Below are 13868 nucleotides of genomic sequence, written 5' to 3'. Positions count from 1 at the left end.
GCGCCTGCGACCTCAGGCGTACTTCGGGAAGTGGAGATGGTTCCTGTTCGGCGCGGTGATCAGGAACCGCCGGAGTACGCCTTTTTTGCGGGTCCCGGCGTCACGGGGGCAGCGCGACGCCGGGACCGGAACCCGACCCGGCCAGGCGCGGTTGGCCGATCGGGAAGGCTGTGGGTGGAACGCATGGAAGGCCCCTGAGAAATGAGCGAAGGAACTAGTGAGCGCGTTCGGACCACTGTCGAACCAGGGGAGTCGTGCTCGGAAGACGCTGGAAACCGAAGTTGATCTTGGTTTGGACGTAGCTCTCCCCGGCTGCCCGGTCGGGTCAGTCGGGGGAGGTGGTGGGCAGGGCTGCTTCCCTGCCCACGCCGTCGACCTCGTGGTCGCGGCTGACGCCGATCAGCTTGAGCTGCGTCGTGTTCGACGTCGAGCCCAGCACGGCGAACGGCTGGCGGGCGCCGCCGGAGCCGTCGTGTCCCGCGTTGGCGGTCGTCGTGGGTCCGGCGGGCGCTGATGGTGCGCTCGGCAGGCCGCCGCCACCACCGGAACCGCCGCCGTTGTTGTCGCTGTTGTTCGCGTGCGTGGCCGAGTTCTGCGGCCTGTCCTGCTTGACCGGCTGCCGCACCGGACGCGTGACGGCGGCGGGCGCTCGCACGGTCTGGATCTCGGCGACCACGGACGCGGGTGCCGCCGGTGCGGCGGGCGGGGGTGCGTCGGCGATCACCGGGGCGAGCGCGGTGACGGCAACGGGGGTGCGGCCCTCAAGGCCGGGCACGGTGACGGTGACCGTGCCGCCGCCCGAGATCCCGCCGCCGGACGAGCCGTCGAAGACCGGGTCGAGCACGTCGCCGAGGAGCGGCAGGATGGTCGGCTGGGGCACGTAGTCTTCGGGCGCGGGGACAGGCGCGGGAAGAATCGTCTGGCCGACGGTGTTCACCACGCCGGTCACGGTTTCGACGACGCCGCCGACGACGTTGAGCACGCCGCCGAGAAGTCCGCCGAGCAGGCCACCACCGCTCTGGTTCACCGGAGCGGTCTGGTGGTGCCGCTTCGGCGCCACCGGGGGCTGCGGCTCTTCGGTGCTCGTCGTGGCGAGCTGCTCGGGCTCGGCCGCGGGGGTTTCGGCAGCGGTCTCGGGGGCCGGAGGCTTGGTGGCCTCGACGGACCCGGAACTGTCCGGTGCCTGCGTTTCGGGAGTCACGGGCTTCGGTGTCGTAGGGACTGAGCTGTCCGGGACTGAGCTGTCCGGGACTGAGCTGTCCGGGACTGAGCTGTCCGGGACTGAGCTGTCCGGGACTGAGCTGTCCGGGACTGAGCTGTCCGGGACTGAGCTGTCCGGGACTGAGCTGTCCGGGACCGAGCTGTCCGGGACCGAGCTGTCCGGGACCGAGCCGTCGGCCGCGGGCTTTTCAGGCTTGTGATGCTTCGCAGGTGAGGCATTGCCGTGCGGTGCCGGGGCGGTGACGACCGTGTCGGTGCCGGGCAGCTCGTCGGCCGAAGCGCTCGTGCCGGTCAGCACGGCTCCGAGGACCCAGCCCGCCAGCGCGAGACCGCCCACGAGCGCGATCTTCGGCAGCTGAAGGCCGCAGCGGTGGACGTCCGCCTCGCCAGTCAACGCCACCACCACCGTCCGCGCCTCGGCTCATGCGATCAACGCTCGAGTCTGATCTTGCTGGGGTCTCTTCCGGCCAGGTCGCAGTTCCCCGGGGGCTGCCCTATTTCTAGCATCGACGGCGAGTGTTTCACCTCTGTCGCGTTCGATCCACCCCGTTAGGCGGAACGGCCCTACCGGCACCGGTGGCGAGAAGCCCGAAGTTGATCACTCTCAGTACCCCGGGGACTTCGCTCGGCGGCCATCAGAGTTCCCCCGCGTGAGGCCGCATCGCCGGTTGACCTGATGTTTTGAAGATCATAAACGCGTTGAGTGACGTCCGAGTCGCTTTGGGTGCCCGGTCTCACCGCCCGTGATGACCTCAGTGCAGGCGGTCCCCGCTCCGGGATAACGACTTGGCCTTCGGGGCCCGCCGGCGGCCATCGGACCATCCGGGGGACGCTCAGCCGAGTTTGCGCAACCGGGTGACGGCCTCGTCGATGACGTCGTTCCGCTTGCAGAAGGCGAACCGCAGGAGATGTTTCCACTCATCCGGGTGATCGGTAAATACCTTGATGGGGACTGCCGCGACCCCCACCCGTTCCGGTAGCTCCCAGGCGAGCTCCGCCGCGTCGGTGAAGCCGAGTGGCCGGACGTCGGCGCAGACGAAGTACGTCCCGGCTGTCGGGCGCACGGCGAACCCGGCCTCGGCGAGACCTTCGGCGAGCCGGTCGCGCTTGCTCTGGAGACTGGTGCGCAGGTTCTCGGCCCAGCCCATTTCCTCGTTCAGCGCGTAGGCCACCGCGGGCTGAAGCGGGCCGCCGGACACGAAGGTGATGAACTGCTTCGCCGCCTTCACCGCCGAGACGAGCTCCGGCGTGGAGCACACCCAGCCGATCTTCCAGCCGGTGCAGTTGAACGTCTTGCCCGCGCTGGAGATGCTGACCGTCCGCTCGCGCATACCGGGCAGGGTGGCCAGCGGGATGTGCCGGGCGTCGTCGAAGACCAGGTGCTCGTAGACCTCGTCGGTGATGGCGATGAGGTCGTGCTCGACGCAAAGCGCCGCGACGGCGGCCAGCTCGGCCTGGGTGAACACCGTGCCGGTGGGGTTGTGCGGCGAGTTGAGCAGGATCGCCCTCGTCCGCGGGGTGACCGCAGCGCGCAGGCCGTCGAGGTCCAGCGCGAAGCGGCCGTCGGCGCCCTCGACCAGGCCGACCACGCTGCGCGAGGCGCCCGCCATCGCGACCGCCGCGGCGTAGGAGTCGTAGTACGGCTCGATGACGATGACCTCGTCACCCGCTTCGGTCAGCGCGATCAGTGTCGCCGCGATGGCCTCGGTGGCACCCGCGGTGACCAGGATCTCCGTGTCCGGGTCGTACTCGGTGCCGTAGCGCAGCCGGTGCTTCGCGATCGCCGCGCGCAGCTCGGGACGGCCGGGGCCGGGCGGGTACTGGTTCGCTCCGCCGAACAGGGCGTTCTTGGCCGCTTCGAGCATCCCGGCGGGCCCGTCGGTGTCGGGAAAACCCTGGCCGAGGTTGACGGCGTCGTGCCGCACGGCCAGCGCGGTCATCTCGGCGAAGATGGTCGAAGTGAACGGCTGGAGGCGAGGGACTAAGGCAGGTACGCGCACGATCAGCCATCCTCGCGGACAATGGGCTGGTGGAGCAACTGACGTCAGCCAAGGTGACCCCCGCCGACCCGCCGGGCGGCGCTGCCGCCGAGGAGGAGAAGCGCCTCGGTCTGCGCAAGATGAAACTGGTCGCGCTGTCCTTCCTGATCGGCGCGACGATCGTGTTCCTGCTGACCAGCTGGGGTGTCGCCCACGGCTGGGGGGCCTGGGCGGGCTACGTGCGAGCCGCGGCCGAAGCGGGCATGGTCGGCGCGCTGGCCGACTGGTTCGCGGTGACCGCGCTGTTCCGGCATCCGCTCGGGATCAAGATCCCGCACACCGCGATCATCCCGAACAAGAAGGACGCGCTGGGCGACAGCCTCGGTGACTTCGTCGGCTCGAACTTCCTGTCCGAGAGCGTCGTGCGCGACAAGGTGCGCCGTGTGGAGCTCTCCAAGCGGCTCGGCGGCTGGCTTTCGCAGCCCGAAAACGCCGAGCGTGTGACGTCCGAGCTGGCCACTGTCGTGCGCGGAGCGATGAAGGTGCTTCGCGACGATGACGTCCAGGCGATCCTCGAGCAGGCCGTCGTCAAGCGGATCGTGGACAAGCCGTGGGGCCCGCCGCTGGGCAAGATCCTGGCCGGGGTGTTCACCGACGGCGCGCACCACAAGCTGGTCGACCTGATGTGCGACCGCGGCTACGAGTGGGTCCGAGACAACCACGCCACGATGCTCCGCGTGGTTTCCGACCGCGCGCCGAGCTGGTCGCCGAAGTTCGTCGACGAGATGCTCGCGGACAAGGTGTACGGCGAGGTGCTGGCGTTCACCTGGGCGGTCAAGACCGACATCAACCACCCGATGCGCCTCGCGCTGGACAAGTTCCTCGGCGAGTTCGCACAGGACCTGCAGACCGACGCCGACACGATGGCGCGCGCCGAGCAGGTCAAGTCGCAGATCCTGGACCACGCCGAGGTGCAGAAGCTGATCGGTTCGGCGTGGTCGACCGCGAAGGACATGCTCATCAGCGCCGCCGAGGACCCGTCGAGCGAGCTGCGCCGCCGCGTGCGCGAGGGTCTGCTCTCGCTCGGGCAGCGGCTGGTCTCCGACGACGAGCTGCGGTCCAAGGTGGACGGCTGGGTGGAGGGCGCCGCGGGGTACGTGGTCGCCAACTACTCGAAGGAGATCACCGGCATCATCACCGACACCGTCCAGCGATGGGACGCCGAGGAGACCTCGCGCAAGATCGAGCTCCAAGTGGGCAGGGACCTGCAGTTCATCCGGATCAACGGCACGGTGGTCGGCGCGCTCGCCGGACTCGTCATCTACGCCGTCGCGGAGCTGCTTTTCTGAGCTTTCCCGCTATACCACACGCGAAGGACCTCCTGAGGAGTTGTCCACAGGAAGTTGAGTTATCAACGGGGTTGTCCACAGGTTTTCACGGTAATGGCCTAACACCTGTCCACAACCCCTGGGCACTGTCCACTGCCCCTGTGGACTATGTAGTGCTCGCTCGCGGCACGGCCAAAAGGTGTTCACCCGGTGTCACGCCGGTTACGAACAGGTGTCCCCCCGATTGGGTGACCTCACTCGGGTGTCACCCCGCTCAAGGTCCCTGAAGGCCACCATGACGGCGTTTAACGCCGTCATGGTGGCCTTCAGGGACCACTAGCCGGGCGGGGCGGTGGGTCAGGCGTCGACGGGGGTGGTGGTGCGCTCGCGCCAGACGCGGGCCTTCTCGCGGTTGCCGCAGACGCGCATCGAGCACCAGGTTCGCGAGCGGTTGCGGGACAGGTCGTGGAACGCGTAAAGGCAGTCGTCGGCCGGGCAGATCTTGATCCGCTCCCAGTCGCCGGACACCACGAGCCGGGTCGCGGCGGCGAGGGCCGCGCCGGTCACGTCCTCGGCGACCAGCGCCGGGCCGTCGTCCGTCAGCGAGATGGTGGCCGCGGCGCGCAACGGCGTTCGCGGGAGTCGTGGATCGCCGATCGCGGCTCGCAGCGCGTCCCGGGTTTCGCGGGCTTCGGCGGCCGCACCCGGCCGCAGGCCTCGCTCGGCGGCCCAGCGCCGCCAAGTGTCCGGCTCGTTCAGAACGTCGGTGGCCTTCTCGACATTGACCGTGTTGAGGAACTCGACCACCAGCAAAGCGTCTGGGTGCACCCGGCCAGTGTACGACCTTGACCCGGCGCGACCGGCGCGCGTAACTTGCGTAGTGGTTTCACCGGTTATCCAACCTGGGAGGTTTTCGATGGGTGCGGTTCCGACCTTCGGCGGTGTGGCGCTGGACTGTCCCGATCCGGTCGCGCTGGCCGCGTTCTACCGCGAACTGCTCGGCTGGGCGGAGCCCGAGCGGTCGGCGGACGGGCACTGGGTCACCCTGGTCAACCCGGCTGGCGGGGCGCGGCTGGAGTTCCAGCGCGTCGAGGACTACCGCGCGCCGGAGTGGCCCTCGGCCGAGCGGCCGCAGCAGGCGCACCTGGATCTCGACGTCGCCGACATGGACGCCGCGCACGAACGCGCGCTCGGCATCGGCGCGAAACTGCTCGACGACTCGCGTTCGGGGTTCCGGGTCTACGCCGATCCGGCCGGTCACCCGTTCTGCCTGGTCGGCTGACGACCGCGGCTGATGACACCGGCGCCGGAAAATGCGTAGTCTGTAATATGTGATTTGTCCGAAGTGTCAGAACGTCATGACGACCGTCGAAAAGAACGGCGTCCGCATCGACCAGTGCGAGGGCTGCCGCGGCATCTTCCTCGACCGCGGTGAGCTGGAACAGATCGCGGGCGCCGAAAGCTCGTACTACGGCGGGCAGCCGCCGCAGTACCGGCCCGAAGCGCCGCGCTACGGCAAGCCCGACTCGCCCCGCCCGTACCGCGGCGGCCACGCGGACTCACCGAAGCCGTACCGCGGCCACGCCGATTCGCCCAAGCCGTATCGGGGCGGGCACGGCTACTCGGACTCCCCTCGGCCGTACGGCCAGGGCAGCCACAGCGGTCACCGCAAGCGCGGTTTCCTCGAGAACCTGTTCGACTGAGTGGTCCTCGATCCGCAGATCTGCCCGTCCTGCGGCGACCGTGCCGAGCGCCCGTCCGTCGCGGACGGACTTCTCGCGTGCGGCCGCTGCGGGCATCGGTGGCCGTTCAAGCGCCTGCCGCTCTTCGCGCTGACCGGTCCCAGCGGCGCGGGTAAGTCCACGGTCGGCCCGCTGCTGGCCCAGCGGCTCGGCGAGCGTGTCGTCGTGCTGGAGCAGGACGTGCTGTGGACCGGCGCGCTGCGCGACGACGTGCCGGGCCACCCGGCGTTTCGCTCGGCGTGGCTGCGGCTGGCGGCGATGATCGGGCAGGGCGGCCGCCCGGTCGTGCTGTGCGGCACGGTCGCGCCGCCGGAGTTCGAGTCGCTGCCCGAACGGGTGTTCTTCGCGGACATCCACTACCTGGCGCTGGTCGGTGAGCCGTCCGCGCTGCGCGAACGCCTGCGGGCGCGGCCCGCGTGGCGCGAGTGGGACGAGCCGCGCATCGACGAGATGCTGGAGTTCAACGCCTGGCTGCGCGCCGACGCGGCGAAGCTGTCCCCGCCCGTCGCGTTGTTCGACACCACCCACGTCACCGTCGAAGCCGCCGCCGATCACGCCGAGGCGTGGGCCCGATCCCTGCTCAAGCCCCCGTCCTGGCCAGCGAGCGGGTGAGCCACTCGTCGTACCAGGCGTCGAAGGTCTGCTGCCGTGGCCGCCAGGCGTCGTCCTCGACGTCCCAGACCGTCCCGGCCAGTGGGCCCGTGGTCACCAGCGCCGCGTGCCGCTCGTGCCCCCGCTCGCCGATGATGACGCAGCCCGGCGACCGCGGATCCGCCTGACCGCCGCTCCCGGTGAACGGGAACTCGCCCGCCGGATCGCGACGCCCGCCCGCCGACGCGAGCGCGCCCGGGTCGAGGAGCCCATAGCCGGGGCCCGCGCCGTACCCGACGTGCGCGAGAAACTCCCGGTACGCCCGCGGCAACTCGACTCCCAGGCTCTTCTCGACGTCGTCGAGCACTTCCGGGGACACCGGATGGCTGAGGTAGTCATGGTCTTCGGCGCCGAAGACCCGCAGGTTCTCGTCGGCGTCGGTCAGCAGCTTCAGCTTCGCTGCCAGCTCGGCGGTGGTCGGCATGGGGACAGTCTGCCGCCGGTCAGGATTTCCTGGCCAACTCGGCCAGCGATCGGTCGAGCCATGAGCTGTACCAGGAGTCGAAACTCCAGGTCCGGCCCACTTCCCAGGCGGGCCGCCACGCGTTCCACCGCTCCGACACCTCCCAGACCGAACCCGTCAGCTCGCCGGTGGTCACCAGCGCGGTGGACGCCCGTTTCGGCTGTACGCCGATGAGCACGCAGCCCGGGGCGTCGTAGCCGAACGGCGGGTCCTTCCGGAGGTGGTGGAACGTCTGGTCCCCGGCCTTCAGCCGCCATTCGGCGCGGGCGCCGTCCATCGTGTCGAGCCGGTACGGGAACGGCAGGGCGGGGGCGCGGCTCCAGCTGTTGCGGATCACCTCTTCGGGGGTCCAGAGCCCGTCGAACGGCCCCGCGCGATAGCCCACGAACTCGAGGAACTCGTGATACTCGTCGGGCAGTTTGACGCCAAGCGCGGCTTCGAACGCGTCGAGCCGCGCCGCGGTGACCCGGACGCTCTTGTACCGGTGCACCCGGGAGCCGGGGAGCTGGAACTGTCCGTCGGCGGCACGCAGTCGCTGGAGTTTTTCGGCCAGGGCCACGGTCGTCGGCATGCTTCCAGTGTGCCGTCAGCCGCCCAGCGGCCACTGGCGACCGTCCGGCGAGTCCAGCCAAAACACCTGATCCGGTCCCCCGATCGTGAGCCCGAATCGTTCACGCCCCGGCTTGCCGAGCGAGGTCCACTCCAGGTACGCGCGCTCGGCGACGTCCCACAGCCGTCGCGGCCCGCCCTGAGCCACTTCGCCGGTCTGGTGCCTCGTCCAAGAGCCGTCAGGGTGCGTGAGCATGAGCGCACCCTCGTGCCTCAGCGGCGCCACACCGGGCAAGGCGAGGCCCGCGAAGAACTCGAAGGTGCTTCGTGGCTCTACCACCACGTTGAGGGGAAGACTCGTAGACCGCCACTCGGCTTCGCCCGCTTCGGGCGCGACGGGCGGCGTCGCCCGGTGAGCGCGTAGCGGCATGAAGCGCCCGTCGTGCGGGAGGACGCGACCCTGCCCGCTCGCGCCTTCGCCCGCCACGATGCGTATCAGCCCCGCACCGAGCGGGCGGTTCAACGTCGTCACGATCAGCCCGCCGGGCAGCGTCTGCTCCAGCCACGCCGTCGGCACGACCGACACCGAGCACGTGCAGAGCACCCGGTCGTACAGGACACCGGCCGGGAACCCCTCCGCGCCGTCACCCACCGCGCAGGACGGGGCGTAACCGCTCGCGGAGAGACGGCGTTTCGCCGACTCCGCCAGCACCGGATCGATGTCCACTGTGGACACCAAGCCGCTGCCGAGCCGGTGGCAGAGCAGGGCGGCGTTGTAGCCGGTCCCGGTGCCGATCTCGAGCACGCGGTGCCCGTCGGCCACGCGCAGCTGTTCGAGCATGGTCGCCATGATCGACGGCATGCTCGAGGACGACGTCGGCGTCCCTGGCACCGGCCCCTCGCGCCGCGCGAGCTCCCACCGGCCGGGGTCGTCGTCGAGCTGGGTGACCAGCACGGCGGTCGAACAGGCCTGCTCCAGCCAGCCTTCGTCGCCCTGCTCGACCGCCGTCCAGCGATCACCGGTCACCGCGAGGAAGAAACGGGGGAGGAAAAGGTGGCGCGGAACCGCTCTGAACGCGTCGATCCAGTGCGGGTCATGGAGCACGTCCCCGTCGATCAGCTCGTGGACGAGCCTCGCCCGCAGCCGCGCCGCTTTGGTCATTCGTCCAGGTTAACCGGCGTGAGCGGCAGCACACCCGATCGTTGCAAGCACTCTGCTTGCAATAGCTAGCACTGGCGCGTAGCGTCGTTGGTGTCGCGAGGAGGTGACCGAATGGCCGAAACCGGTGGGACCCCGAAGGGGATTACCCCGAAGGGGATTACCTCGAAGGGGATCACACAGCCTTCGACGGGCAGCCCGATGGAGAAGGTCGCGGACATCGCTTCCGACATCGGCGAGTACATCCGCCAGCAGCGCAGCACGGCGAAGATCTCCTTGCGGCAGCTGTCGAAACTCGCCGGCGTGTCCAATCCGTACCTCAGTCAGATCGAGCGCGGGGTCCGCAAACCCAGCGCGGAGATCCTGCAGCAGATCGCCAAGGGCCTGCGTATCTCGGCCGAGGCGCTCTACGTGCAGGCGGGAATTCTCGATCTGCCGACGGGCGGGCCGGTGGGCGACTCGATCAGGGCCGACGCGGTGCTCACCGAGCGTCAGAAACAGGTCCTGCTCGACGTCTACGAATCGTTCCGCCGCGAGAACCAGGCGGCGAAGCCGGAAACAGCGGCCGCCGCCGCCGAACCACCCGCAGCCACCCCATCCGAGGAGCAAACATCATGACCACGCCCAAGACCGAGGACGTTCGCAAGGCCGTCAGCACCGCCATCGACCAGGTCCGCACCCCGCTGCTCGCCGCCCTCGGCGCCGGCAACCTGGCCAGCCAGGCCGTCGTCGACGCCGTCGCCAAGGCGAAGGAGAAGGTGACCGAGAGCAGCGAGACCGCTCGCAAGAACCTCGAGGAACTCCCCACCGACGTCGACAGCCTCCGCGAGAAGCTGGACCCGGCCGAGCTGCGCAAGGTCATCGACGAGTACACCGAGGCCGCGCTCAAGCTGTACAACAAGCTGGCCGAGTCCGGCGAGCAGGCCTGGGACAAGATCGTCGCGCAGCCGCAGGTCAAGAAGGCCATCGAGCAGCTCGAGGACGCACTGTCCACCGCGCAGGACCGCGTCGAGGTCGTCACCGAGGAGACCCGCGAGCGGGTCGACGGGGTGCTCGCCAAGGTCACCAAGCGCACCCGCTCCACCGGTGAGAAGGCCGCCCGCAAGGTCCAGGCCGTCGCCGGCGAAGCCGCCGAGAAGGTCGAGGAGCTCGGCGACGAGCTCGCCCACGAGACCCGCTCGGTGAGCCGCAAGGCAGCGAACAAGACCGCGCCGCGCGCCGCCAGCACCACCCGGCGCACGACCGTGCCCGCCGTCAAGAAGCCGGCCGAGTCGAAGACCGAGAAGTAAACGTCGCGTGAACCCGGGCCCCGGTACCAGTTCGCTGGTGCCGGGGCCCGTGCCGTTCATCCGGTTTGCCGTAAGCTGACCAGGTGCTTGTGGCCGCTTGGATTTTCTTCGCCATCCACTGGGTTAGTGCGGTGGCCGGTGTGTTCGCGTTCGTGCACGCCGTTTCGCAGAAGGCCGAGGCCTATTCGGCCGCCGACCGCCGGACCAAGCCGATCTGGATGCTGATCACCGGGGTCGCCACGCTCGCCATGGCGCTGATCCCGTTCGGCTTCGGCACGATCATCATCTGGGTGCCCGCCGCGACCGCGGTGATGGTCTACCTGGTGGACGTCCGGCCCAAGCTCATCGAGGTCCAGCGCGGCGGCAGCAGCTGGTAGCTACGCTGGCGGCGTGACCACCTGGACCATCGCCGGAAGCCTGGACGTCGTCCCGGCCCCCACCCGCACCGACCTGCTCGCCGATCCCGTCGTGAAGGCGCTCGCCGCGCTCGCCGACCCGGACGCCGTTGGCGTCGCGGAGATCGATCCCGACCTGGCCGACACCGCCGCGTTCTGTGAGGCATACGGCTCCCCGCTCACGGCGTCCGCGAACTGCGTGATCGTCGCGGGCAAGCGCGCGGGCGAGGTCCGCTTCGCCGCCGCGCTCGTGCTCGCGACCACTCGCGCCGACGTCAACGGGCTCATCAAGCGCCGTCTCGACGTCCGCAAGGCGTCGTTCGCGCCGATGGACGAGGCCGTCGAAATCACCGGAATGGCCTACGGCGGCATCACCCCGGTGGGGCTGCCCGCCGACTGGCCGATCCTGATCGACCAGGCCGTCGCCGACGCTCCCGAGCTGGTCATCGGCAGCGGCGTCCGCGGCAGCAAGCTGCTGATCTCCGGCGCCGCCCTCGCCTCGCTGCCTGGCGCCGAGGTCATCGAAGGTCTCGGAAAGTGACCTCCGTCTGGCTGCGCTACCTGACCGGCGCCGACATCGACACGCTCGGCGTCACCCACGCCGACATCGTCGGCGCGGTCGAGGACGTGCTCGTCGACCACGGTCATGGGCGGGTGGTGTTCGAGCCGCGCACGCACCTGGTGCCGGACAACGGCGGCAAGGGGCACTTCAACATCCTGCGCGGGCACCTGTCGGCCAAGCAGGTCAGCGGGGTCAAGGTCGTCGGTGACTTCGTCGGCAACTTCGAGCGCGGGCTGCCCAGCGAGATGGCGCTCATCCTGCTGTTCGACCCAGAGACCGGGATGCCGCGCGCGATCGTCGACGGCACCATGATCACCGAGGCGCGCACCGGCGCGATGACCGCTGTCGGCGCGAAGTACCTGGCGCGCAAGGATTCCCGGGTGCTCGGCCACATCGGCGCGCGGGGCACGGCGTGGTGGAACGTCGTCCTGCTCGACTCGCTGTTCGACTTCGCCGAGATCCGCGTGACCAGCAAACGGCCGGAGTCGCGTGAGGGGTTCGGGCAGCGGTTGTCCGAAGAGCTCGGCAAGCCCGTGCGGGTCTGTGAAAGCGCCGAGGAGACTCTCGACGGCGCCGACATCATGGTCGAGGCGTCCCGGCTGATCGAGCCAGAACCCTTGGTGCGCAAGGATTTCCTGCGTCCCGGGACGTTCTTGGTGCCGTACGGGACGATCAGCGCGCTGGAGCTGAACCTGCTCGACGCCGTCGACAAGGTCGTGGTGGACAACTGGCGCGAGTCGCAGTCGGGCAACCCGCGGTTCGGCGCGCTGCGGCCGCAGCTCAACGCCGGGCTGCTGACCGAACAGCGCGTGCACGCCGAGATCGGCGACGTCGTCGCGGGCAAGAAACCCGGGCGCGAGAACGACGAAGAGCGAATCCTGTTCTGGCATCGCGGACTGTCCACAACGGACCTAGCGGTCGCGCACATGATCCTGGCGCGCGCCGAGGCCGCCGGCGCGGGCACGATGCTGCCGTACCGATGATCATCACCGGCCCCGGGTTCTCCCTGGATTCGCTCGCCGACGGCGAGGTACTGGAGCTCGGCGACGAGCTCCTCGCGACGCTGGTGGCGAACCGTGCCCGGATGCTCGCCGCGCTCGACGCGCCGGAGCCGGTCTACGGCGTCAACACCGGCATGGGCCGCCTTTCCGGCGTCCGGCTGGACGCCCGTCAGCAGGCAGAACACCAGCGGAACCTGCTGGTCGGCAGGGCTGTCGGCGGGCCACCGTGGCTGTCGGCCGACGAGGTCCGGACGCTGCTACTGGTCCGGCTGCGCGATCTGATGCGGCCTGAGGTCGCCGCCGGTCCCGAGCTGGCGCGGTTCCTCGTCGACCGCCTCAACGACGGGTTCGTCCCGGCGGTGCCGCGCACCGGACTGGGCAGCGCGGGGGAGATCATCCCGCTGTCCCACGCGTTTCAGACCTTCCTCGGCATCGGCACTGTGCTGGAGAACGGCGTCGAGACCCCGGCCGCGGAGGCGCTCGCGCGGCGTGGCGCCGAGCCGTATGTGCTGGGGCCCAAGGAAGGCGCGTCGCTGATCCAGGGATCGCCGCTCGCGCAGATGTACGCGATCAGAGGCTGGCGGCTCACGCGCCGGCTGCTCGACCTGCAGACGCTGGCGGCGGGGATCGCGATCGACGTCCTCGGCGCGCCGACGACGGTCGATGCGGTGGGGCACGCGGACGACCACCTGACCACTCTGCTGGCCGAGATCAATGCTCTGACCTGCGGTTCGGTCGCACGACCCGGCGTGCTGCAGGCACCGGTCTCCGTCCGGGTCGGCCCGCGGGCGCTCGCGCACGCGGACCGGGTCAACGGCGAGCTGCTGGCCGAGCTCCACCGCTGGGACCGGACCCCGACGGACTCGCCCGCGTTCGACGGCACCGCCTTCGTGCCGACGACGGGGTTCCACGCGATCGAACTCGGCCTCCGGATGGACGCGGTGACGGCGGCGCTGGTGCACCTCGGCGAGATCAGCGTCCAGCGGACCCACCGCCTACTGGACGAGCGGTTCAGCGGCCTCCCGGCCCAGCTCGCCGTGGACCCGGGGCCGCAAGCCGGTCTGGTGCCCTTGCACAAGCGCGCGGTCGGGGAGTTGCACGCCTTGCGACGCCTGGCGACCCCGGCGACCCTCGGCTCGATCGACACCTCGGGCGGCCAGGAGGACGTACAAGCCTTCGCGTCCGCAGCGGGAGTGCAGGTGCACGCCGCCGCCGCGCACCTGTTCGCCATCACGGCGTGCGAGTTCATCACCGGTTCCCAGGCCCGGCACCTCGCACCCGGCGACGGCGCCCCCGGCCTGCGCGCGACCTACGCCTGGATCGCCGAGACCGTCCCGCCCGTCCTGGTCGACCGCCCGCTCGGCCCCGAGGTCGAAGCCCTGGTCGCCCGCTTCCGCTCCCGACCGCAACTGCCCCTGAAGGCCACCTTCACCGCGTAAAACGCCGTGATGGTGGCCTTCAGGGACTCGAGCGAAGGGCCACCAGGTGCATCCTCCGTCCACAAGGGACGAAGCTGCCACACTATAGTC

17 protein-coding genes are annotated in these 13868 nt (G+C 69.9%); 11 read left to right on the top strand and 6 right to left on the bottom strand.

What is annotated here, in order from left to right:
* Positions 1 to 325 precede the first annotated feature (325 nt).
* Positions 326 to 949: a hypothetical protein gene (locus QMK34_RS47755; protein ID WP_442785119.1), complete on the bottom strand. Its 624-nt coding sequence runs from the start codon at positions 947 to 949 to the stop codon at positions 326 to 328.
* On the opposite strand from QMK34_RS47755, the gene QMK34_RS47750 reads away from it, so the two are divergent.
* Entirely contained in the window at positions 930 to 1421 is a 492-nt protein-coding gene (locus QMK34_RS47750) for a pentapeptide repeat-containing protein (protein ID WP_442785118.1), read from the top strand. The genes QMK34_RS47755 and QMK34_RS47750 overlap by 20 nt on opposite strands.
* A 633-nt stretch (positions 1422 to 2054) precedes the next feature.
* Here QMK34_RS47750 and QMK34_RS08865 read toward each other — a convergent pair.
* A complete protein-coding gene (locus QMK34_RS08865) occupies positions 2055 to 3221 on the bottom strand; it encodes a pyridoxal phosphate-dependent aminotransferase (RefSeq protein ID WP_326413209.1) in 1167 nt (388 codons plus the stop codon).
* A gap of 29 nt (positions 3222 to 3250) precedes the next feature.
* On the opposite strand from QMK34_RS08865, the gene QMK34_RS08860 reads away from it, so the two are divergent.
* Entirely contained in the window at positions 3251 to 4549 is a 1299-nt protein-coding gene (locus QMK34_RS08860; protein ID WP_326413208.1) for a DUF445 domain-containing protein, read from the top strand.
* Positions 4550 to 4885: 336 nt separating this feature from the next.
* Here QMK34_RS08860 and QMK34_RS08855 read toward each other — a convergent pair whose 3' ends face one another.
* Entirely contained in the window at positions 4886 to 5356 is a 471-nt protein-coding gene (locus QMK34_RS08855; RefSeq protein ID WP_326413207.1) for a CGNR zinc finger domain-containing protein, read from the bottom strand.
* Between the two features lie 88 nt (positions 5357 to 5444).
* Here QMK34_RS08855 and QMK34_RS08850 point away from each other — a divergent pair, with 88 nt between their 5' ends.
* From QMK34_RS08850 to QMK34_RS08840, 3 genes are read left to right on the top strand one after another with little or no spacing between them, the layout of a single operon-like run.
* Positions 5445 to 5810 carry a VOC family protein gene (locus QMK34_RS08850; RefSeq protein ID WP_326413206.1) on the top strand — a complete coding sequence of 122 codons (366 nt, stop codon included), beginning with the start codon at positions 5445 to 5447 and terminating at the stop codon, positions 5808 to 5810.
* A gap of 49 nt (positions 5811 to 5859) precedes the next feature.
* A complete protein-coding gene (locus QMK34_RS08845) occupies positions 5860 to 6231 on the top strand; it encodes a zf-TFIIB domain-containing protein (RefSeq protein ID WP_442785117.1) in 372 nt (123 codons plus the stop codon).
* Positions 6232 to 6882 carry an AAA family ATPase gene (locus QMK34_RS08840; RefSeq protein WP_326413205.1) on the top strand — a complete coding sequence of 217 codons (651 nt, stop codon included), beginning with the start codon at positions 6232 to 6234 and terminating at the stop codon, positions 6880 to 6882. It begins immediately after the preceding gene.
* On the opposite strand, the gene QMK34_RS08835 is transcribed toward QMK34_RS08840, so the two are convergent.
* From QMK34_RS08835 to QMK34_RS08825, 3 genes are read right to left on the bottom strand one after another with little or no spacing between them, the layout of a single operon-like run.
* Entirely contained in the window at positions 6851 to 7345 is a 495-nt protein-coding gene (locus tag QMK34_RS08835; RefSeq protein ID WP_326413204.1) for an SMI1/KNR4 family protein, read from the bottom strand. The two genes, QMK34_RS08840 and QMK34_RS08835, sit on opposite strands and share 32 nt — an antisense overlap.
* A gap of 19 nt (positions 7346 to 7364) precedes the next feature.
* Positions 7365 to 7955, bottom strand: coding sequence for an SMI1/KNR4 family protein (locus tag QMK34_RS08830; RefSeq protein WP_326413203.1), 591 nt, complete (start codon positions 7953 to 7955; stop codon positions 7365 to 7367).
* Between the two features lie 15 nt (positions 7956 to 7970).
* On the bottom strand, positions 7971 to 9095 hold the full coding sequence (locus tag QMK34_RS08825; RefSeq protein ID WP_326413202.1) for a methyltransferase domain-containing protein: 1125 nt from the start codon (positions 9093 to 9095) through the stop codon (positions 7971 to 7973).
* Positions 9096 to 9293: 198 nt separating this feature from the next.
* Here QMK34_RS08825 and QMK34_RS08820 point away from each other — a divergent pair, with 198 nt between their 5' ends.
* The 6 genes from QMK34_RS08820 (at position 9294) to QMK34_RS08795 (ending at position 13778) form a co-directional block, all read left to right on the top strand.
* Positions 9294 to 9710, top strand: a complete 417-nt coding sequence (locus QMK34_RS08820; RefSeq protein ID WP_326413280.1) for a helix-turn-helix domain-containing protein — start codon at positions 9294 to 9296, stop codon at positions 9708 to 9710.
* The gene (locus QMK34_RS08815; RefSeq protein WP_326413201.1) at positions 9707 to 10381 is read left to right on the top strand and encodes a hypothetical protein; all 675 of its coding nucleotides are present in this window, start codon (positions 9707 to 9709) and stop codon (positions 10379 to 10381) included. Before QMK34_RS08820 ends, QMK34_RS08815 begins: the two co-directional genes overlap by 4 nt.
* A gap of 83 nt (positions 10382 to 10464) precedes the next feature.
* Entirely contained in the window at positions 10465 to 10758 is a 294-nt protein-coding gene (locus QMK34_RS08810; RefSeq protein WP_326413200.1) for a DUF2516 family protein, read from the top strand.
* 13 nt (positions 10759 to 10771) lie between these two features.
* On the top strand, positions 10772 to 11317 hold the full coding sequence (locus QMK34_RS08805; RefSeq protein ID WP_326413199.1) for a YbaK/EbsC family protein: 546 nt from the start codon (positions 10772 to 10774) through the stop codon (positions 11315 to 11317).
* Complete coding sequence (locus QMK34_RS08800) at positions 11314 to 12321, top strand: ornithine cyclodeaminase family protein (protein WP_326413198.1); 1008 nt, start codon at positions 11314 to 11316, stop codon at positions 12319 to 12321. The genes QMK34_RS08805 and QMK34_RS08800 overlap by 4 nt, the downstream gene beginning before the upstream one ends.
* Entirely contained in the window at positions 12318 to 13778 is a 1461-nt protein-coding gene (locus QMK34_RS08795) for an aromatic amino acid lyase (RefSeq protein WP_326413197.1), read from the top strand. Before QMK34_RS08800 ends, QMK34_RS08795 begins: the two co-directional genes overlap by 4 nt.
* Positions 13779 to 13868: the final 90 nt, after the last annotated feature.

Origin of the sequence: Amycolatopsis sp. H20-H5, from assembly GCF_035828755.1 — a bacterium.
In the GTDB taxonomy this organism is placed as follows: Bacteria; Actinomycetota; Actinomycetes; order Mycobacteriales; family Pseudonocardiaceae; genus Amycolatopsis.
Note: the sequence above shows the minus strand (reverse complement) of the source record. Positions and strands in the feature narration are given on the sequence as shown.

Coding starts and splice junctions, on each gene's coding strand:
- QMK34_RS08850 (WP_326413206.1), top strand. CDS start 5,445: ATGGGTGCGGTTCCGACCTTCGGCGGTGTGGCGCTGGACTGTCCCGAT.
- QMK34_RS08835 (WP_326413204.1), bottom strand. CDS start 7,345: ATGCCGACCACCGCCGAGCTGGCAGCGAAGCTGAAGCTGCTGACCGAC.
- QMK34_RS08830 (WP_326413203.1), bottom strand. CDS start 7,955: ATGCCGACGACCGTGGCCCTGGCCGAAAAACTCCAGCGACTGCGTGCC.
- QMK34_RS08825 (WP_326413202.1), bottom strand. CDS start 9,095: ATGACCAAAGCGGCGCGGCTGCGGGCGAGGCTCGTCCACGAGCTGATC.
- QMK34_RS08820 (WP_326413280.1), top strand. CDS start 9,294: ATGGAGAAGGTCGCGGACATCGCTTCCGACATCGGCGAGTACATCCGC.
- QMK34_RS08815 (WP_326413201.1), top strand. CDS start 9,707: ATGACCACGCCCAAGACCGAGGACGTTCGCAAGGCCGTCAGCACCGCC.
- QMK34_RS08795 (WP_326413197.1), top strand. CDS start 12,318: ATGATCATCACCGGCCCCGGGTTCTCCCTGGATTCGCTCGCCGACGGC.